18 protein-coding genes are annotated in these 20,342 nt (G+C 60.3%); all 18 read right to left on the reverse strand.

Translation table 11 applies throughout. The annotated features are described in order from the left end of the window. Positions 1–26: 26 nt before the first annotated feature. Entirely contained in the window at positions 27–1,337 is a 1,311-nt protein-coding gene (gene folC / locus PQR53_RS23295; RefSeq protein WP_408458982.1) for a bifunctional tetrahydrofolate synthase/dihydrofolate synthase, read from the reverse strand. Positions 1,338–1,510: 173 nt separating this feature from the next. Beyond that, positions 1,511–2,383: an acetyl-CoA carboxylase, carboxyltransferase subunit beta gene (gene accD, locus PQR53_RS23300; RefSeq protein ID WP_408458985.1), complete on the reverse strand. Its 873-nt coding sequence runs from the start codon at positions 2,381–2,383 to the stop codon at positions 1,511–1,513. Between the two features lie 82 nt (positions 2,384–2,465). Further along, positions 2,466–3,278, reverse strand: coding sequence for a tryptophan synthase subunit alpha (gene trpA / locus PQR53_RS23305; protein WP_408458987.1), 813 nt, complete (start codon positions 3,276–3,278; stop codon positions 2,466–2,468). A 32-nt stretch (positions 3,279–3,310) separates the two neighbouring features. Beyond that, positions 3,311–4,228: a DNA-methyltransferase gene (locus PQR53_RS23310; RefSeq protein ID WP_408458990.1), complete on the reverse strand. Its 918-nt coding sequence runs from the start codon at positions 4,226–4,228 to the stop codon at positions 3,311–3,313. A gap of 11 nt (positions 4,229–4,239) precedes the next feature. Further along, positions 4,240–5,433, reverse strand: coding sequence for a tryptophan synthase subunit beta (gene trpB, locus PQR53_RS23315; protein WP_408458993.1), 1,194 nt, complete (start codon positions 5,431–5,433; stop codon positions 4,240–4,242). A gap of 60 nt (positions 5,434–5,493) precedes the next feature. After that, positions 5,494–6,207 carry a phosphoribosylanthranilate isomerase gene (locus PQR53_RS23320; protein ID WP_408458996.1) on the reverse strand — a complete coding sequence of 238 codons (714 nt, stop codon included), beginning with the start codon at positions 6,205–6,207 and terminating at the stop codon, positions 5,494–5,496. Continuing rightward, entirely contained in the window at positions 6,204–7,016 is an 813-nt protein-coding gene (gene truA / locus PQR53_RS23325; RefSeq protein ID WP_408458999.1) for a tRNA pseudouridine(38-40) synthase TruA, read from the reverse strand. Before truA ends, PQR53_RS23320 begins: the two co-directional genes overlap by 4 nt. Continuing rightward, complete coding sequence (locus PQR53_RS23330; protein WP_408459002.1) at positions 7,013–9,850, reverse strand: motility hub landmark protein FimV; 2,838 nt, start codon at positions 9,848–9,850, stop codon at positions 7,013–7,015. Before PQR53_RS23330 ends, truA begins: the two co-directional genes overlap by 4 nt. A gap of 139 nt (positions 9,851–9,989) precedes the next feature. Then, positions 9,990–11,111, reverse strand: coding sequence for an aspartate-semialdehyde dehydrogenase (gene asd / locus PQR53_RS23335; protein ID WP_323047661.1), 1,122 nt, complete (start codon positions 11,109–11,111; stop codon positions 9,990–9,992). A gap of 381 nt (positions 11,112–11,492) precedes the next feature. Then, positions 11,493–12,560, reverse strand: coding sequence for a 3-isopropylmalate dehydrogenase (gene leuB, locus PQR53_RS23340; protein WP_408459006.1), 1,068 nt, complete (start codon positions 12,558–12,560; stop codon positions 11,493–11,495). Between the two features lie 26 nt (positions 12,561–12,586). Then, positions 12,587–13,240, reverse strand: coding sequence for a 3-isopropylmalate dehydratase small subunit (gene leuD / locus PQR53_RS23345; protein WP_408459009.1), 654 nt, complete (start codon positions 13,238–13,240; stop codon positions 12,587–12,589). Positions 13,241–13,325: 85 nt separating this feature from the next. Then, a complete protein-coding gene (locus PQR53_RS23350; protein ID WP_408459012.1) occupies positions 13,326–13,484 on the reverse strand; it encodes an entericidin A/B family lipoprotein in 159 nt (52 codons plus the stop codon). Between the two features lie 5 nt (positions 13,485–13,489). Further along, positions 13,490–14,899 (reverse strand): 3-isopropylmalate dehydratase large subunit, encoded by a 1,410-nt coding sequence (leuC, locus tag PQR53_RS23355; RefSeq protein ID WP_408459015.1) that lies wholly within the window; start codon positions 14,897–14,899, stop codon positions 13,490–13,492. Positions 14,900–15,158: 259 nt separating this feature from the next. Next, on the reverse strand, positions 15,159–16,964 hold the full coding sequence (locus PQR53_RS23360) for an enterotoxin A family protein (protein ID WP_408459018.1): 1,806 nt from the start codon (positions 16,962–16,964) through the stop codon (positions 15,159–15,161). Between the two features lie 29 nt (positions 16,965–16,993). Then, complete coding sequence (locus PQR53_RS23365; RefSeq protein WP_408459021.1) at positions 16,994–17,626, reverse strand: hypothetical protein; 633 nt, start codon at positions 17,624–17,626, stop codon at positions 16,994–16,996. A gap of 340 nt (positions 17,627–17,966) precedes the next feature. Then, complete coding sequence (gltA, locus tag PQR53_RS23370) at positions 17,967–19,268, reverse strand: citrate synthase (RefSeq protein WP_408459024.1); 1,302 nt, start codon at positions 19,266–19,268, stop codon at positions 17,967–17,969. A gap of 92 nt (positions 19,269–19,360) precedes the next feature. Continuing rightward, positions 19,361–19,633: an FAD assembly factor SdhE gene (locus PQR53_RS23375; protein WP_179739516.1), complete on the reverse strand. Its 273-nt coding sequence runs from the start codon at positions 19,631–19,633 to the stop codon at positions 19,361–19,363. A 1-nt stretch (position 19,634) separates the two neighbouring features. Continuing rightward, positions 19,635–20,339, reverse strand: coding sequence for a succinate dehydrogenase iron-sulfur subunit (locus tag PQR53_RS23380; RefSeq protein WP_134963614.1), 705 nt, complete (start codon positions 20,337–20,339; stop codon positions 19,635–19,637). Between the last annotated feature and the right edge of the window lie 3 nt (positions 20,340–20,342).

A 20,342-nucleotide genomic window follows, 5' to 3' on the forward strand; every position in this document is an offset into this window, starting at 1 on the left:
TCGCTTGGTTCGAGCCTGGCGCCCGTTCAGTGTTGCTGCGATTTACGGTAGGCCATTACACCCGCTACCGTATAGAAACTGCCGAAAACCACGATTCTATCATTCTCTGACGCTCGTTTTAGCGCGTCTTGGAAAGCAGCGGCCGGCGTTGCGTAGCGCGTTACGCTGTTGTCGCTGCCGTCGCTCACGCCTTGCTCGCGCAAAGCTGCTTCAAGTTCTTCCGCCGAAGCCGCACGCGGAGTCGGCAGACCGGTTACGCCCCAGTGGTCGATTTCGCCCTTCAGGTGCGACAGTACGCCGGCAATGTCCTTATCGCGCATCGCGCCGAACACGGCATAGGTGTACGGGAAAAAGCCCATATTGCCGAGGTTTTGCGCCAATACCGCCGCAGCATGCGGATTGTGACCGACATCGAGCACGATCGACGGCTTGCCGGGCAGCACCTGGAAGCGCCCAGGCAGTTCAACGTTGGCGAGGCCGAGCCGGATGTCCTGTGCCGACACCGGCAAACGGTCGCGCAGCGCTTCAAGTCCGGCCAGCGCCGCGGATGTATTGATCAACTGATTCGCCCCGCGCAACGCCGGATAGGCGAGCGAGGAACGGCGCATCGTCGGGCCCACGTAGCTCCATTGCTGGCGCTCGCTGCCTGCCTGCCCTTCGTAGCGGAAATCGCGGCCGAATAGCCACAGTTCGGCGCCGATCTTCTCAGCGTGGTCGATCAGCGTCTGCGGCGGCACCGGATCGGCGCAGATCGCCGGCTTGCCCGGGCGGAAAATGCCGGCTTTTTCGAAGGCGATTTTCTCGCGGGTGTCGCCGAGATACTCAGTGTGATCGATATCGATGCTGGTGATGATCGCGCAGTCCGTATCGAGGATGTTGACCGCATCCAGACGGCCGCCCAGGCCCACTTCGAAGATCACCGCGTCTAGCCCGCGCGAGGCGAACAGGCTCATGATCGCCAGCGTCGTGAATTCGAAGTAAGTCAGCGTGACGGGTTCGGCGAGGCTCAGGCGTGCGGTTTCGACTGCTTCGAAATGCGGCAGCAGCTCTGCGTCGCTTGCCATTGCACCGTTCACGCGCGCCCGTTCATTGAACGAAAGCAGATGCGGTGACGTATGGCAGCCGACCGTGAAGCCCGCGCGCAGCAAAATCGATTCGAGGATCGCGCAGGTCGAACCCTTGCCGTTCGTGCCGCCGACCGTGATGACCGGGCACGCGAACGACAACTGCATCGCGTCGCGTACCTGTGTGATACGACCCAAACCCATGTCGATGCCGACCGGATGCGCGGATTCAAGGTGCGTGAGCCACGCGTCGAGGGTGGGGAATGTGGTCATCGAGTGAATCTGTGCTGCGTTGCGAGATCGTGATTATCCCGGAAATGACAGCGCGCCGCTTGATGACTCTCGCGGCGCGCTGTTTTTGGAGACTGCTTTGATGATTGCCGACGTGCTGAATGGCTGCTTTGTCGGCGGCCACGCGAAAAGGCGCGGCCCGATAATTCAAACGCTTAAGCGACTGCGTCCGCCGGCTGATGGCTCAACAGCGCCATCAATTGCGCGATCTCTTCGCGCAGCTTGCGACGGTCGACGATCATGTCGATCGCGCCCTTTGTCAGCAGGAACTCGGCGCGCTGGAAGCCTTCCGGCAGCTTTTCACGCACGGTTTGTTCGATCACGCGCGGGCCGGCGAAGCCGATCAGCGCTTTCGGTTCCGCGATCACCACGTCACCCAGGAACGCGAAACTCGCCGACACGCCGCCCATGGTCGGATCGGTCAGCACGGAGATGAACGGCAGCTTGGCTTCGGCGAGCCTGGTCAGCATGGCCGTGGTCTTCGCCATTTGCATCAGCGAAAGCAGGCTTTCCTGCATCCGTGCTCCGCCCGAAGCGGTGAAGCAGATAAACGGCACTTTTTGTTCGAGCGCGTTCTGCGCGCCACGCACAAAACGTTCTCCGACCACCGACCCCATCGAGCCGCCCATGAACGAGAACTCGAAGCATGCGACCACCACCGGCAGCGTGTGGATGGCGCCGCCCATCACGACCATCGCGTCGGTTTCGTCAGTGTCGTCCATCGCCTCTTTCAGGCGATCCGGGTATTTGCGGCTGTCTTTGAACTTGAGCGCATCCACCGGCACGATTTCCTGGCCGATTTCATAGCGGCCTTCTGGATCGAGCAGGCCGTCGAGCCGCTCACGCGCGCCGATGCGCATGTGATGGTCGCACTTCGGGCAAACATGCAGATTGGCCTCGACGTCATTGCGGTACAGCACGGCTTCGCACGACGGGCACTTGATCCACAGGCCTTCCGGAATTCCCTTGCGGTTCTTCGGGTCGGTTTGTTTGATTTTTGGCGGCAGCAGCTTATCGAGCCAGCTCATATTGAATCCCTCTGGGTCAACCGGTTGCGAGAACGGCGGGACAAACCCGCCGCTCACGTTACAGGAGACAAAAAAATAACTGTTATCGGGCAGTCGCGACGCTATCGAGCGCCTCGCGCACTTCGGCGATGAAGCGCGTAAGCGTCTCGGCGGCGGTTTCGGGGGCCGCCTGTTCGAGCAATTGCACGATACGGCTGCCGATCACGACAGCATCGGAAACTTCGGCCACCGAACGCGCCGTTTGCGCGTCACGGATGCCGAAACCGACGCCCACCGGCAGGGGTACGCGCGACTTGATGGCCGGGATTTTACTCGCGATGCTGGAAACGTCCAGATTTGCCGCGCCGGTCACGCCTTTCAACGACACATAATAGACGTAGCCACTGGCGATTTTGCCGACCTCAGCAATGCGCTCGTCCGTGGAAGTGGGCGCGAGCAAAAAGATCGGATCAATGCCGGCAGATCGCATCTGTTCCGCGAAGTTCACGCACTCTTCCGGCGGGTAGTCGACAACCAGCACGCCGTCTACCCCGGCTTCCTTCGCCGCATTGGCGAACGCTTCCGTGCCCATGCGCTCGATCGGATTGGCGTAGCCCATCAGCACCACCGGCGTTTTGTCGTCGGTTTCGCGGAAGCGCTTCACGTCGGCCAGCACGTGCCGCAGCGACACGCCCTGCGCCAACGCGCGTTCGGACGATTGCTGGATCACCGGGCCGTCGGCCATCGGGTCGGAAAACGGCACGCCGAGTTCGATCACATCGGCACCACCTGCGGCGAGCGCATGCATGAATTCGACCGTGCGCGCCGGATCCGGGTCGCCGGCCGTCATGAACGGAATCAGGCCTTTCTTACCTTGGGCGGACAACGCGGCAAACGTGTTCTTGATACGGGACATGGAATATTCTCGGATTTTTAGCTACTGCGCGCTTATTGCGCCTCGGTTTGGCGCTCGGCTTTGGCCGCAACCTTGCGGGTTTTGCGAGCGCCAGCGGGCGCCGACGCGGCCGCGCTAACGCGTTCACGCGCTATCGCGCAGTAACTTTCATTGATCTCATAGCCGACGAATTCGCGCTGCTGCCGAGCGCAAGCGACTGCGGTAGTGCCGCTGCCCATGAACGGGTCGAGTACGCGCCCGCCCTTCGGACAACTTGCCAGCACCATCCGCTCGACGATTTCCAGAGGTTTCTGGGTCGGATGATCGACGCGCTCGGCGTGTTGCCGATGCAGCCGCGATACTGACCAGACGTCCTTCGGATTATAGCCAAGCTCCAGCCACTTACTGCCTTCGAACAATTTACGCGAACGCGCCTTCTTCGTGACGGCATCGTACGGAATACGGACGGGATCGAGATCGAAGTAATAATCTTTCGACACCGCGAAAAAGCCGATGTTGTCGTGCACCGAAGTGAAGCGGCGCACCGTTCCGCCCATGCTCGGCACGCGCCGGTCCCAGATGATTTCGTTGATCATCGTGAGTTTTGTCTTCAGGAAGCTGAAGATTTCCGGCGCGTACTGCCAGGTACAGAAGATATACAGCGAACCCGACGGCTTGAGCTTCGGAATAGCCAGCTCGAGCCAGCCACGCGTCCAGGCGAGGAAATCCTCGCCGGAGCGCATATCGGAGTCGTTGCCATAATCCTTGCCGAGCCCATAAGGCGGATCGCAAAGGATCAGGTCGATCGACCCGTCGGGGATATTCGCCACATCGGTCAGAAAATCGCGGTTCAACAACCGGATGCCGGCGGGCACCTCTGCTAACAAAGGTGCAGGCGCCTCGGCCGCCGCTATTTCGGCGACCGGGGCGGTTTCAAACGCCGGTTGCGGCTCGTCGAACTCGTCGCGCATCGTCGCGGTGCTCAGAACTGAATGCCCGATCGCTCAGCGACCGTATGCATGTCCTTGTCGCCGCGGCCCGACAGATTGACCAGAAGGACCTTGTCCTTGGGCAGTGTCGGCGCAAGCTTCGCGGCGTAAGCCAGCGCGTGGCTGGATTCCAGCGCCGGAATAATGCCTTCGATGCGACAACAATCGTGGAATCCCTTAAGCGCTTCTTCGTCGGTGATGCTGACATATTGCGCGCGCTTGCTGTCTTTTAGCCATGCATGCTCAGGACCGACGCCCGGATAATCCAGACCGGCCGAGATCGAATGCGTCTCGATGATCTGACCGTTCTCGTCTTGCAGGAGATACGTGCGGTTGCCATGCAGCACACCCGGACTGCCGCCGATCAGCGAAGCCGCGTGCCGGCCGGTTTCGATCCCGTCGCCAGCCGGTTCGACGCCGATCAGTTGCACCGAAGCGTCGTCAATATAGGGGTAAAAGATACCCATTGCATTCGAACCACCGCCAACACACGCAATCACGGCATCCGGCTGACGGCCGACCAGCTCGGGCATCTGCACCTTGCACTCGTCACCAATGACCCGCTGGAAGTCACGTACCATCATCGGATACGGATGCGGCCCCGCGACGGTGCCGATGATGTAGAAGGTGTTTTCGACGTTGGTCACCCAATCGCGCATCGCTTCATTGAGGGCGTCTTTCAGCGTGCGCGAGCCGGACGACACCGGCACGACGGTCGCGCCGAGCAGCTTCATCCGGTAGACGTTGGCTGCCTGGCGGCGGACGTCTTCCTCGCCCATATAGACCACGCACTCCATGCCGAAGCGTGCCGCGATGGTTGCAGTCGCCACGCCGTGCTGGCCCGCTCCGGTTTCCGCGATCACGCGCGGCTTGCCCATCCGCTTGGCGAGCAGCGCCTGGCCGATCACATTGTTGATCTTGTGAGCGCCAGTGTGATTCAGGTCTTCACGCTTGAAGAAAACCTGCGCGCCGCCGAGCATTTCGCTCCAACGCTGCGCGTGATAAATCGGGGACGGACGACCCACGAAATGCTTAAGTTCGCGCTCATATTCAGCGACGAATTCGGGGTCTTTCTGATATTTCTCGTACGCGGCACGCAGCTCGTCGAGCGCATGAACCAGCGTTTCGGCGACAAACACGCCGCCATATTGGCCGAAATGGCCTCTTTCGTCAGGCAAGTTATACATGGTGATCACTCTTCTCAGTGTGGCGCACGGTTTTCGTATGAGAAAACCGTGCCGCCTGAATCATTCGGCGTCTGCCGCGCGCACTGCGCGTACGAACGCCGCCATCCGGGCGTGATCTTTCACGCCCTTGGCGCCCGGTACTTCGATGCCGCTCGAGACATCGACCGCGTACGGGCGCACGCGATGGATCGCATCACTGACGTTTTGCGCGTTCAACCCACCACTCAAAACGGCCCGACGCGCGAGCTCTGCTGGAATAAGTGACCAATCGAAAACCTTCCCGCCGCCGCCATAGCCTTCGACATGGGTGTCGAACAGAAAGCCGCTGGCTGCTGAATAGTTAAGTGCTGATTTTACCAAATCAGCCGGTTGAGTATCCGCCGCGATTCGCAACGCGCGCAACCAAGGCAAACCCGCAACTCCAGCAAGGGATTCGCACTGTGCAGCGGTTTCGTCGCCGTGGAATTGCAGCAGGTTGAGCCCGACGTTGCTGACGACTTCGCGAATCCAGTCGTGCGTTGCGTTCACGAACAGGCCGACTACCGACACGAACGGCGGCACGTCATGCACCAGCTCGACCGCCTGCGCGACGCTGACCGAACGCGGGCTCGGCGGATAGAACACAAGGCCGATCGCGTCGGCGCCGAGGTCGATCGCGTGGGTGACGTCTTCCGGCTTCGACAGGCCGCACAACTTGATACGCGTGCGATGCGGTGCGGCTTGCTGCGGCGTGCCGGCGTTAGCGTCGGCCGCCAGATTTTCGGTTGATTTCATGTTTGGGCTTGCTCGGTCCATACGGTACTCCACGGCACGCTGCCGGTCTGCGGCGCGGGCACGGCGAATTGCTCAGGATAGCCCACCTGCGCCAGGTACAGGCCGTCGGGCATGAAGGTCGGCGCGGCACAGTCGCGATCGCGGCTGGCGAGCACCTCGGCCATCCATTCAGCCGGATGACGTCCCCGGCCGATATCGACGAGACAGCCCATCAGGTTGCGCACCATATGGTGCAGGAACGCGTTCGCCCGAAAGCGGAAATGAACGAAGTCGCCCTGTTGGCGCATGTCGATCTGATAGAGCAGCTTGACCGGCGTTTTCGCCTGGCATTGCGACGAACGGAACGCCGAAAAATCGTGTTCGCCGATCAGGTGGGCGGCGGCGGCCCGCATGGCGTCGACATCGAGCGGCGTGTGCACCCAGCCGGCTCGCGTGGCCTGCATCGGCGAGCGGAACGGATGGACGTACAGGACGTAGTAATAGGTCCGCTCGAACGCTGAAAAACGGGCGTGGAACGCGTCGGGCATCGGCTTGGCCCACTGCACGGCGATCGTCTTCGGCAGAAAGGCGTTGGTGCCGCGAATCCACGAAAAATCCGTGCGATCGAGTTCAGTGTCGAAGTGCACGACCTGGCCAAGGCCGTGCACGCCGGTATCCGTGCGGCCAGCCACTACCGTCTGCACAGGCACTTGCGCGAACTCGCACAACGCCCGTTCGAGTTCGTCCTGCACGGTCTTGCCATGCGGCTGCGACTGCCAGCCGCAGAATGCCGAGCCGTCGTACTGGACGCCTAGCGCAATCCGCTTCACGACAACGGGGCGAGCGTCGAGAGCAGCGCGCGGGCCTCGGTGCGCGTGGCCGGATCGTTCGCCTCGATCACTTCGTTGATGAGCAGGCGCGCGCCGGACAGATCGCCGAGGTCGATATATTCCGCGGCCAGATCGAGTTTGTTGCGGGCAATGCGGCTGAGATCGGCTTGCGTAAAGGCGGGCAACGGCTGAGCCGGACTCGGCGGCAACTCAAGGTCGAAATCGAGCTTCAACGCGCCGAAGCCGATCGCGCCCAAGCCGGCCGCGCCAAGGCCCGCGACGGCTGCGTGGCCTGCGGTGCCGGCGGAGATTTCGTCGGAGATATGCGGGGCGTCGTCCGGATCGTGAGGCACCACGGCTTGCTGTGCGGTGGCTCCCGGGGAGGCCACCGGCTGTGTCGCCAGCGATTCAGGTGCGCTCACCCCTGCCTCGGTCGATTCGACGCGCGGCGGCAATGGCATGTTCAGACCGCCGAAGGCATCGACGGCGTCTCGCGGGAACGCGGTCGGAATGGATCGCACGGGTTGCGTTTGCGCGACAGGGGCCGGGTCGAGGCTCGGTGCGCCATCAGGTGTTGCGGTTTCGGCTTGCTGATGTGGCTGCCGGTGTGATTGCGGCGGCTCATGGGGCGGCTGATCTGCCGGGTCGACGTGAGACGTATCCTGTTGGACCACGGGCACTGCCGGCACAGACGTGCCGGGCACAGAATGCGCCGACGTGTCGATGTACGGCTGACCGAACGGCGACGTCGTGTGCGGCTCGGCCTCGTGCGGCGTGAAGTCGATGACCGGTGCGGGAGTGTCGAAATGGCTCTGCAGCTCATTTGTCGACGCTGCCAGCGGCGCAGCCGACGCGCTCGAGGCGGGTTCGTCGTCCCACTGCAGACGGTGTGGAGTCACTTCTTGCTCGAAAGTCTCGCTGACCGGTTCGAGCGACGTCAGCGGCAAAGCTTCAGCACCCAGTTCCGCGGCGGCTGCAAGACTTGCTGCCGTGGTCGCTCCGTCGAGGTTTTCGTGATGAGCGGTGGGAAGCGGTTCGGACAGGGAGCCGCTGTGGGCAGCCGGTTCGATGTCTGCGCGCGGTTGCGCAGATTCATACGATGCGGGTGCCGCGTGGCTTTCGGGCGACACGTGCCGGGATGCGTCGGGGTCTTGTGCGAGGGAGCTTGGGTGCGATTCGCCAGCCTCGGCTTCGCGTGCTGCTGCCGTTTGCTCTTGTGTTGTGGTTTGCTCTCGTGCTGCCGCTTGCTCTCCCGTTGCGGCCTGCTCTTCTGCTGCGGCTTCACGTTCTGCTGAGGCTCGCTCTTCTGCCGCGTCTTTCGCTACTACATGTTCTGCTGCAGCACGCCCTTGAGCCGCTTGGTCTGCCGCCGCGCGCTCAGCTTCAACGCGCTCCGCCGCCTCACGCTCCGCCGCCGCGCGAATTTCCGCTTCGCGCTCCGCAGCCACGCGTGCCTCTACTTCTCGCGCCGCAGCTTCACGCTCCGCGTCCTCACGGCCAGCCGCGGACAGTGCCACCCCATACGCTGCCGCGTCGTCGCTCGCATCCGACGCGTCCCGCACAGGAATGTGTTCGCGCGTCGAAACGATATCTTCCCGCTCGGCCGCACGCGCGGAAGCCGCCGCGGCGTCCTGCGCCAGCGAGTCTTCAGTCACGGCAACAGCGGCGCGCTTACGCCGCCGCAGACCCAAAGCCGCCAGCAGTACCACCAATGCCGCGCCGATCGCCGCTGCCACGCTCAAATTCGTCTGCGAGATGCCGACGTCGTTTGACGTGGAGATCGCCGCGCTACCATGCCCCGAAACAGCCGCCGCCGATGAAGCACCAGCGGCCGGCTGCGCACCGTTCGCCGAAGGCGCGGGCGTAGGCTGACGCGTGCCCGTCACGGCCGCTGAGCCGCCGATACCGTGTTTCTGCAGTTCCATCAGCACGCGATTTTTCAGCGCAAGCAATTGCTGCAAGCTGGACACCTGAGCACGCGGTTGCGATGCCGCCTGCGCAGTGGCCGTAGCCGTCGCTTGCGCAGCCGCTGCGGCAGCGGCTGACGCAGCTTCGGCGGCCTCGCTGGCCGATGGCTGGACCGCTCCCGACCAGACATGCGCGCCGCTGGCCGGCACCCCGCTTGCGGCCTGTGAGCCCGCGACAGGCGCCGTCGCGACCGCACCGGCCGTCGTCGAGCTCCCCGGCGTTGCCGGGCTTGCTTCAGCCGCCGAACTGGCCGTCCCTGAAACCGCAGGCGCGGACGGCGCTGCAGCGCGCGCCGCAGCACTTGCCGCGCTTGCTGCTGCGGCATTGACCTGCGCCACACCGCTCGCGGCGCCGACCGTCGCACTGGGCGTCGCCGTGCCCGGTGCGGCAGGTGCGGTGGACACGCTCGGCGTGGAAGCAGCCGCAGCCGCGGCGGTCGATGGCGCAGCAGACGCGGACCCAGCAACCGGCGCGGAAGCCACCAGAGCCCCCGACGCATCCAGTGCCGGAATCGTCAACACCGCGCCGACGCGCATCCGGCTCGGGTCATGGCTCATGAAGCCGCCCGGATTCGCATCGAACAACGCGCGCGAAGCGCGTGCGAGCGTCGCCCGATCGCGCGACTGCGTGACGGCAATCGCGACGTCGTTCAACGACTGACCAGGCTTCACCGTATATTGACTGCCGGCGGCATAGGAAACGGAGGCGCCCTCCGGCGCACTTGCGGCGTCGCCCGTCGCTGCTACTGCGTTGCCTGCGCCGACACCGACGCTGGCCAGCGCAAAAGTCAGAGCTGCGGCGACCGTCAAGTGGCCCGTACCTCGATACATAGACATAGCCCGAAGGGAAGAGAGTCGAAGGTTCATCGGGACTCCTGGCGCGTCAGCGCGCAGCCCTTTTTTGCGGTTGAGAAGAGACAAGATAATCGGAGCACACAATGAAAAAAGCGCCGCGCAAGCGCGACGCTTCTTGAGTTTTCTACGCGTCGTGAGCGCGTAGTTTACTTTACTTGTCGAGCACAATGCGAAGCATGCGACGCAGCGGTTCAGCCGCGCCCCACAACAGCTGATCGCCGACAGTGAAGGCCGACAGATATTCGCCGCCCATCGCCAGTTTGCGCACGCGGCCGACCGGCACCGTCAGCGTGCCCGTCACCACGGCGGGGGACAGATCGCGCATCGACGCTTCACGCTCGTTCGGCACGACCTTGACCCAATCGTTGCCCGACGCGAGGATGCTGTTCACTTCGTCCAGCGGTACGTCCTTGTTCAGCTTGATGGTCAGCGCCTGCGAGTGGCAGCGCATTGCGCCGATACGCACACAGAGACCGTCGACCGGGATCGAACCCGGCGTGCCCATGGCCGGCTTGCCGAGGATCTTGTTGGTTTCTGCGCCGCCCTTCCACTCTTCCTTCGACATGCCGTTGCCGAGATCCTTGTCGATCCACGGAATCAGCGAGCCGGCGAGCGGGACGCCGAAGTGGTCAGTCGGCATACGGTCGCTGTTCATGGCGGAGAGCACGCGGCGGTCGATGTCGAGAATCGCCGATGACGGATCCGCCAGATCTTCTTTGGCCGCGCCGTACAGCGTGCCCATTTGTTGCAGCAGTTCGCGCATGTTTTGCGCGCCCGCGCCCGAAGCGGCCTGATAAGTCATGGCCGTCATCCAGTCGACGAGGTTTTCGCGGAACAGACCGCCCAGCGCCATCAGCATCAGGCTGACTGTGCAATTGCCGCCGATGAAATTCTTCTGGCCCTTGACCAGCGCGTTCTTGATCACGTCGAGATTGACCGGATCGAGAATGATGACCGCGTCGTCCTTCATGCGCAGCGATGAAGCCGCGTCGATCCAGTAGCCGTTCCAGCCCGCTGCGCGCAGCTTCGGGAACACTTCATTCGTGTAATCGCCGCCCTGGCACGAGATGATCGCTTCGCACTTCTTCAGGTCTTCGATGCTTGTTGCATCTTTGAGCTTGGTCTCGTTTTTGGCGAACGACGGCGCGTTGCCGCCCGCGTTGCTGGTGCTGAAAAACACCGGTTCGATCAAGTCGAAATCGCCTTCCTGTTGCATGCGTTGCATCAGGACGCTGCCGACCATACCGCGCCAACCTACGAGACCTACGTTCATGACTTCATACCCTTCGAATGGAGACTTCCCCGCATCTTTGCCCGCAGTGACCGCGCGGGGAAGATGAGCGGGCACGACGGACGATCAGCGTTTCGTGATCGTTTTCGGGGTAATCGTTTTGGTGAGCGATTTGGTGCTAATGGCGAGCTCAACCACACGGGCGGATTTGCCGTGCAGTTTGGAAATCGAGGAGATTTGGGAGCGCTGTGCCATCGCTACAATATACACGAAAACCGGAATCCGGCGACGTGATCGTCTGCCGCTATCGTCCGTATTACGCGCGAATTGGCCTGTTTCAAGGCCAATTCGCGTTTTAAAGGCCGCTTTAAAGACTGCGCGGCGACGCAACTACCCGCTGCGCTACGTCCGCGTCAAAGCGCCTTACAGGGCGGCGACGACTGCGTCGCCCATCGCCACGGTGCCGACCTGTTTGCAACCCGGCGTCAAAATGTCGCCCGTGCGATAACCCTGCTCCAGCACCTTCTTGACTGCGTTTTCGATGCGATCCGCCTGTTCCGCCTTGTTCAGCGAATAGCGCAGCATCATCGCGGCCGACAGGATCGTGGCCAGCGGATTCGCCACGCCCTTGCCGGCGATATCCGGTGCGGAACCGTGCGACGGCTCGTACAAGCCCTTGTTGTTCTTGTCGAGCGAGGCCGACGGCAGCATACCGATCGAACCCGTCAGCATGGCGGCTTCGTCGGAAAGAATGTCGCCGAACATGTTGCCGGTGACGATCACGTCGAATGACTTTGGCGCCTTAACCAGTTGCATCGCCGCGTTGTCGACATACATGTGCGACAACTCGACGTCCGCGTATTCCTTCGAGACGTCGATCATCACGTCCTTCCAGAACTGCGACGTTTCGAGCACGTTGGCCTTATCGACCGAGGTCAGCTTCTTGCCACGCTTTTGCGCTGCCTGAAACGCCACGTGCGCAATGCGGCGCACTTCGGGCTCCGAATAGCGCATCGTGTCGAAGCCTTCTTTCGAGCCGGCGAACAGACCGTCCGGCGCTTCACGCACGCCGCGCGGCGAGCCAAAGTAGATGTCGCCGTTCAGTTCCCGCACGATCAGGATGTCCAGACCCGAAACGATTTCTTCCTTCAACGACGAAGCGCCCGTCAATTGCGGATAGCAGATTGCCGGACGGAAATTCGCGAACAGTTGCAGGTGCTTGCGCAGACCAAGAATGGCCTGCTCCGGGCGCAGCGCGCGTTCGAGCGAGTCGTACTTCCAGTCGCCCACGGCGCCGAACAGGATCGCATCGGCTTCTTTCGCCAGCGCGAGCGTCGAATCGGGCAGGGGATGGCCCTTTGCTTCGTAGCCCGCGCCGCCAACCGGCGCTTCTTCGAGTTCGAACTTTTCGCCGAGCACGTTCAGGACCTTCACGGCCTCCTTGACGATTTCGGGACCAATGCCGTCGCCCGGCAAGACTGCGATCTTCATGCGAATTTCCTTGATGATTTTTTCGTTTATCCGACGATGCGGTGATTCAGCCACGGCTGCTTCGCGATCCGCTCAGCTTCGAACTGGCGAATTTTGTCCGCGTGACGCAGCGTCAAAGCGATATCGTCGAAGCCATTCAGCAGGCAGTACTTGCGGAACGCCGCCACTTCGAACGGATACTCAGCGCCACCGTCCGACGTGCGCACGACTTGCGCGTCCAGGTCGACGGTCAGCTTGAAGCCGTTGAACGCGTTGGTTTCGTTGAACAGGTGATCGACTTGCTGTTCGGTCAGCACGATCGGCAGCAGGCCGTTCTTGAAACAGTTGTTGTAGAAAATATCGGCGAAGCTCGGCGCAATGATCGCGCGAAAGCCATATTGCCCCAGCGCCCACGGCGCATGCTCGCGCGAGCTGCCGCAACCGAAATTCTTGCGCGCCAACAGCACCGATGCGCCCTGATAGCGCGGCTGGTTCAGTACGAAATCCGGGTTCAGCGGACGCTTCGAGTTGTCCTGACCCGGCTCGCCGTGGTCGAGATAACGCCATTCGTCGAACGCGTTCGGACCGAAACCCGTGCGCTTGATCGACTTCAGGAATTGCTTCGGGATGATCGCGTCCGTATCGACGTTCTCGCGATCGAGCGGCGCCACGACGCCGGTGTGTACGATGAATTTATCCATGACGCTTGCGCCTGTTTCAAGACCGGACAGTGCGGGTGGCGGCGGGAGAGCCCCCGGCGCACTGCCGGTAAAAATCAAAAACCGCTTATTTGTCAGCGTGATTGCTGATCGAATTGCCGAGGTGCGACATGTCCTCGCCGAATCCGTGCACCGTGTTGCAGCCGGCCAGACCGAGCACTAGCCCGGCCAGCGTACCGAGTGCGAAGCGGCGCAATAGAGTGGTGCGATTCATGTTCTTCATCATGCGATTTATCCAAGCTTGCGAATATCGACGAAATGCCCTTCGATAGCCGCAGCGGCAGCCATCGCGGGGCTGACCAGGTGGGTACGGCCACCGGCGCCCTGACGACCTTCGAAATTACGATTCGACGTGGATGCGCAACGCTCGCCCGGGTCCAACCGGTCGGCGTTCATCGCGAGACACATCGAGCAACCGGGCTCACGCCATTCGAAACCGGCATCGGTAAAGACCTTGTCGAGGCCTTCGCGTTCCGCTTGCGCCTTCACCAGACCCGAACCCGGCACGACCATGGCCAGACGGATGTTCGGTGCGACGCGGCGGCCGAGCTTCTTGACGACGTATGCCGCGGCGCGAATGTCTTCAATGCGCGCGTTGGTGCACGACCCGATAAAGATTTTATCCGGCTTGATGGACTCGATCGGCGCATTCGGTTCGAGCGCCATGTACTTCAGTGCGCGCTCCATTGCGTCGCGCTTGACCGGGTCTTTTTCGCGTTCCGGATCCGGCACGCGGCCGTCCACGGCGGTGACCATTTCCGGCGACGTGCCCCACGTGACTTGCGGCACGATTTCGGCAGCGTTCAATTCGACCACGCGATCGAATTGCGCGCCGTCATCCGACTTGAACTGCTTCCAGTACTCGACCGCGTGATTCCATTCGACGCCTTCCGGCGAGAACGGGCGGCCCTTCAGGTAGTCGACGGTGATGTCGTCCACGGCAACCATGCCGGCGCGCGCGCCTGCCTCGATCGCCATGTTGCAGACCGTCATACGGCCTTCCATGGACAACGCGCGGATGGTCGAACCGCCGAACTCGATTGCATAGCCGGTGCCGCCCGCCGTGCCAATCTTGCCGATGATCGCCAGCACGATGTCTTTCGCGGTGCAACCGCGCGGCAACGGGCCTTCGACCTTCACCAGCATGTTCTTGCTCTTCTTCTGCAAGAGCGTTTGCGTGGCCAGCACGTGCTCGACTTCCGACGTGCCGATGCCGTGCGCCAGTGCGCCGAATGCGCCGTGCGTGGAGGTGTGCGAGTCGCCGCAGACGATGGTCATGCCCGGCAGCGTAGCGCCCTGCTCCGGCCCGATGATGTGCACGATACCCTGACGCAGGTCGTTCATCTTGAACTGCGTGATGCCGAAGGCGTCGCAATTCGTGTCGAGCGTATCGACCTGCAGCTTGGAGACCGGATCGGCAATGCCGTGCCTGCGATCCGTGGTGGGGACGTTGTGATCCGACACCGCCAGATTCGCGCTGATACGCCACACCGGGCGCGCAGCCAGTTTCAGGCCTTCGAACGCCTGAGGGCTGGTGACTTCGTGCAGCAGGTGACGGTCGATATAGAGAATCGTCGTACCGTCTTCTTCCGTGTGGATCACGTGCGTGTTCCACAATTTATCGTAGAGAGTCTGTGCCATGGTATGCGGGGGTAGTAGTGACTGCGGGCTGACTGTGTCGGTCGATTATGCCACGCAGAACCCTGCCTGGGGTCTCTGACTCGGGGGAAAAACCGATAAAAAACAGGGAGTTGGGTGGTAGTGGCGATACCTGTATGGGTGTTACCCGGCAGGGGCTTGCAAGGCCGGCATCGGGCTCGCCGGTGCGCCAGGCGGTAGCGCGTCGGCATTGCGACGCGGCAACCGACCGGCGCGGGCTGGCCGAGCGCGCTAACCCCGCCTAGGGAACAGGCAGTACGGCTTTGCAAACGGCCATCGTCAACGTCGTCGGATCCGATGACTTTGTGGTGCACAGAGGTGTGGTCGGACTTGCGCCGGGCGACATCGTCACCGAGGCCGAGTTCGCCAGACGCGCCGTCGATCCCGCCGGTAATGTCCCGTAGCAAATACCCGGATCAGCTTGCAACTCAGATTCCGACGCCAGCTGAAAGCCCGACGGACATGTTTCGCCAGCGCTTGCCAAAATCATGGTCGAAAGAAAACGGTTCCCTTCGGCGACGCCGTTGTTACAGAAGGTATAAACGGGTTTTTGCGGAGGCGTCCACGCCCAGACCTTACAGGTCTCCGCATTGAACCAGCCATCAGCCAGGCCAATTACATTTGAACCGCTCGGCGAGTGAATGACCAGATTGCACAAAGCCGTTTTATTTGCCATTGCCTGCTGAACGTTTACGGGTGCGTAACGATCCCAACACACTGCGCCTTCGGGAGACTGAGATGAAACAACGACTTCAGGTGTCGTGTATGAGATTTTCTTGCATAGAGAGCTTTGAGTTACGCGTGTACTCTTCGAAATCACACATGGAACACGTTCGCTACCGGACACAATATTTTCGCCATCCAGTCTGGCAATGCTGTATATATCCATTTGCGTGAAGCAAATACTCGAATTTATTTCAACATCTTCCGCCGTCGCAAACTTATAACCTGCCGGACACCCAGGTACTGGATTATCAGTTTCAAATACGTTTCTGCCCGACGGCTGACATATTTCCCCGGTTGTATACTGCGTGTCCGGGGTTGCTATCACCATACAGGTCGAATCCGCACTTTTCAGAAGATACCCTTCTCTAACGCGAAGCTTATCGTCAATCTGCATACGGCTACATAAACTTTTATTATATATTTCCGCGATACTCTCCGGGATCTCCTCCCTACCGTAATCGCATTCGCGCTGGGTACCGTGATCGTACAGGAAGGTTATCGCCGAGTCGAAATCCTCATGCTGATTAAAGCTTCGATCTCCTTCGAGACAAGAGCCACCACACAATGTCGAACTGAGCGCCGACAAATATCCCGTGTAGTACGCGTAGTCCATGTTCCCATTATCGAATGGGATGCACTGCTCACTCGTAGATCCCGCACGTTTTTGCCTATTACCCGTTGGCGGTCGCCCGCAATTCGTAAATTCGACCCACGGCATTTCATTCCATGCCGCATGCCCGAGAGGAAAATGCGCTAGCTCCGGCTGAGCCGCAACGGGCGGCAGCGTGAATGCGATATGGTTTGGATTGTATTCGGGGTTAGGCGTCATTGGTGTTGTCGGCGGCTCGGCTACCGAGCGCCATCCGACAACTTGATACCAATGTATCCGCCCCATCGCAGCCCATTCATTTTCCTGCCGGATGACCGGATCCAGGAATCGGCCTAAGCTGGCATTGACATCGACGAAGTTTGCGGTTGGACGAATCGTGTAGACATAGCCACTACGGAACCCACCTCCCAGATCCCACAACCAGCGGTATCCCCGCATAAAATCGCTCGTTGTCGAGACGTAGCCTGAGTAGTCGTTCTGGGGCCCCGCATGTCCGGTCGCATGATTGTAAAGACTGAGATCGGCAATCGTTCCCGGTCGCGAAGCATCAACGCCTCTCGCGATAAATGCCCCAGCTCGCCTCACCTCATTGGGAGCACGTGTGTCAGCCCGATAGACAAACTCGGGAATTTGCGCCGGCCGGGCAGAAGTATTTCTCGCAACCCCAAGCAGTATCACAAAAGCAATCAAAAAAATCGAGAGAGATCTCATGGCCGCACTCCATTCAGATGTTCATCCGATTACTGTGGATACAAGATTCCCTCAGTGTTCAAAAGAATATAAGTCTCTGAAATTCTTACAGTCTGATTATTGACATGGGCGCCAATCCCAATCGGAATTCCGCTCGTTATAGGGTCGAAAAATCGTATGGATATCACATTTGGCTTGCTGCATACTCGATAAGCTACGGACACATTTGCATTCTGAACATTCGAGGTGGCAAGGTTTGTGTATTGAGTAGTTATGCTGTAAACGTAGCCTAAAGTCTCGTTCGAAAAATAATCCGACGAAGACGTTTGATGAACCATACAAGGTTCCTTATCTGTCGACAGAAAGACGTAAAAGGTGGAGTTCGGACCGTTTTTATCTTTTAATTCGATACCGTATTTGTAAAAACCCCAGACAATGGGACTTTCTCCTTCCGCTGAAAACCGCGGGCCCAATACAACATTACCACCCCCTGCCGGCAAAGAAACCCAACTGGTTCCAGTGTAGTATGTGACGTTATATCGCTGCGACAACAGTTCCGCAGTATCGACATCTGCCGACAGTGACGGTCCTGCCGCCGCGTTGGCATCGAGCATGCCAGTAACTGAAGCGAAGAAAAATGAACATAGTCCCTTCGCGGCCACGCATCTCAGATTCGACTTCATTTTCACACCTCGCTTTTCAATAAAAACCTGCGCCAACAACCTTAATCGTCGTTTAAATGGCGCAAAGAAACTTCGCCGCATACAACTGCTTTTTAATTACAAGCAGTAGGTGTACGGTGGCAAATTAGAGGTGGGGAAGCGATCTACGAATTTGTGGACTTATTGTGCGCCTCAGGGCGTCGGCATTGGCGCGACGGATCGACTCAGATATATGAATGGGTAAGTTGCAGCGCCCATGACACATGAAGCGCCGGGCGTTTAATGAGGACAGGGATGCTTCTAATAACAAAAAAGCCCCGGCAACTGCCGGGGCTTCTCAATCCTGCTAGACCGCAATCGATCAACGTTGCGCAATCGGCTTCGCTTCACGCTGCGTATCGCCGATGAACAGCTGACGCGGACGGCCAATCTTCTGTTCCGGATCGGCAATCATTTCGTTCCACTGTGCAATCCAGCCGACCGTACGTGCCATCGCGAAGATACACGTGAACATCGACGTCGGAATGCCCAGCGCGCGTTGCACGATGCCCGAGTAGAAATCGACATTCGGGTACAGCTTGCGTGACACGAAGTATTCGTCTTCCAGCGCGATCTTTTCCAGCGCCATGGCCAGCTTGAACAGCGGGTCGTCGTGCAGACCCAGCTCTTCCAGCACTTCGTGGCAGGTTTCGCGCATCAGCTTCGCACGCGGATCGTAGTTCTTGTAGACGCGGTGACCGAAGCCCATCAGCTTCACACCCGAGTTCTTGTCCTTCACCTGCTTGATGAACTCAGGAATGTTGTCGACCGAGCCGATTTCTTCCAGCATGTTCAGTGCGGCTTCGTTCGCACCACCGTGCGCCGGGCCCCACAAGCAAGCGATACCGGCTGCGATACACGCAAACGGATTCGCGCCCGACGAGCCAGCCAGACGAACCGTTGAGGTCGACGCGTTCTGTTCGTGGTCCGCGTGCAGGATCAGGATACGGTCGAGCGCGCGCACCAGCACGTCGTTGACCTTGTACTCTTCGCACGGGTTCGAGAACATCATGTGCATGAAGTTCGCGCTGTACGACAGGTCGTTCTTCGGGTACGCAAACGGCTGGCCGATGCTGTACTTGTACGCCATCGCGACGAGCGTAGGCAGCTTCGCGATCATGCGAATCGCCGACACTTCACGGTGACGCGGATTGTTGATGTCGAGCGAGTCGTGATAGAACGCCGACAGCGCGCCGACTGCGGCGACCAGAATTGCCATCGGGTGCGCGTCGCGACGGAAACCGCGGAAGAAGAAGTGCATCTGCTCGTGCACCATCGTGTGATTCGTGACGGTCTTCACGAACTCTTCTTTTTGCTGCACGTTCGGCAGTTCGCCCTTCAGCAGCAGATAGCAGGTTTCGAGGAAGTCGGCGTTTTCCGCGAGGTTGTCGATCGGGTAGCCGCGGTACAGCAGCTCGCCCTTGTCGCCGTCGATGTAGGTGATCGCCGAATTGCAAGCCGCCGTCGACATGAAGCCCGGGTCGTACGTGAACTTGCCGGTCTGGCCGTACAGTTTGCGGATGTCGATCACGTCCGGGCCCAGAGTGCCCTTGTAGATCGGCATTTCAACGCTCGGCGAGTTATCGCTGAACGATAGCGTGGCTTTAACATCTGACGGGGTCATAGCACATCCTCAATCGAAGTATGGAAACAGGGTTTCGATAATTTGCACGCCTGGGAACAACGGACAAGCGGCGCTCAAGACATTAGCGGCGCTCAGGCGTTGCGCAGCAACTCCAGCACCCGGATCACATCCGGGTCGGCAAGGTCGCCTTCCGGTTCCTTGCGGACCAGCAGCAAGTCCATCAGGTCGTTATCGCTCAGCTCGAGCAGGCGCGTGAGAGCGCCTACATCCGCATCGCTGAGGTCATGCTCATATCGGCTGAAAAAACGTTCAAAGATCAGATCGTTTTCCAGCAAGCCGCGCCGTGCGCGCCAGCGAAGGCGCGCACGGCGAAGAGGGTCGGACTGATGCGAAGACTCTTCCATCTCAGACAGCGCGGCGAACCATCAATTCCTTGATCTTGCCAATCGCCTTGGTCGGGTTCAAGCCCTTCGGGCAGACGTCGACGCAATTCATGATCGTGTGGCAACGGAACAGACGGTACGGATCTTCCAGGTTGTCGAGGCGTTCACCGGTCGCTTCGTCGCGGCTATCCGCGATGAAACGATAGGCTTGCAACAGACCTGCCGGGCCGACGAACTTGTCCGGATTCCACCAGAAGCTCGGGCACGAGGTCGAACAGCTGGCGCACAGAATACATTCGTACAGGCCGTCGAGCTCGTCGCGTTCTTCCGGCGACTGCAGACGTTCCTTTTCCGGCGGCGGCGTATCGTTGATCAGGTACGGCTTGATCGAGTGATACTGGTTGAAGAACTGCGTGAAGTCGCAGATCAGGTCGCGCACGACCGGCAGACCCGGCAGCGGACGCAGCACGATCTTTTGCGGCAGATCGTTCAGGTTCGTCAGACACGCGAGGCCGTTCTTACCATTGATGTTCATTGCGTCCGAACCGCACACGCCTTCACGGCACGAACGGCGGAACGACAGCGTTTCGTCCACTGCCTTCAGCTTGACGAGCGCGTCGAGCAGCATGCGTTCGTGCGAGTCGATCTCGATCTCGTACGATTGCATGCGCGGCGCTGCGTCCTTATCCGGGTCGTAGCGGTAAATTTCAAATGTACGCTTTGCCATTTC

Origin of the sequence: Paraburkholderia fungorum (genome assembly GCF_046027605.1) — a bacterium.
Lineage (GTDB): Bacteria > Pseudomonadota > Gammaproteobacteria > Burkholderiales > Burkholderiaceae > Paraburkholderia > Paraburkholderia fungorum_F.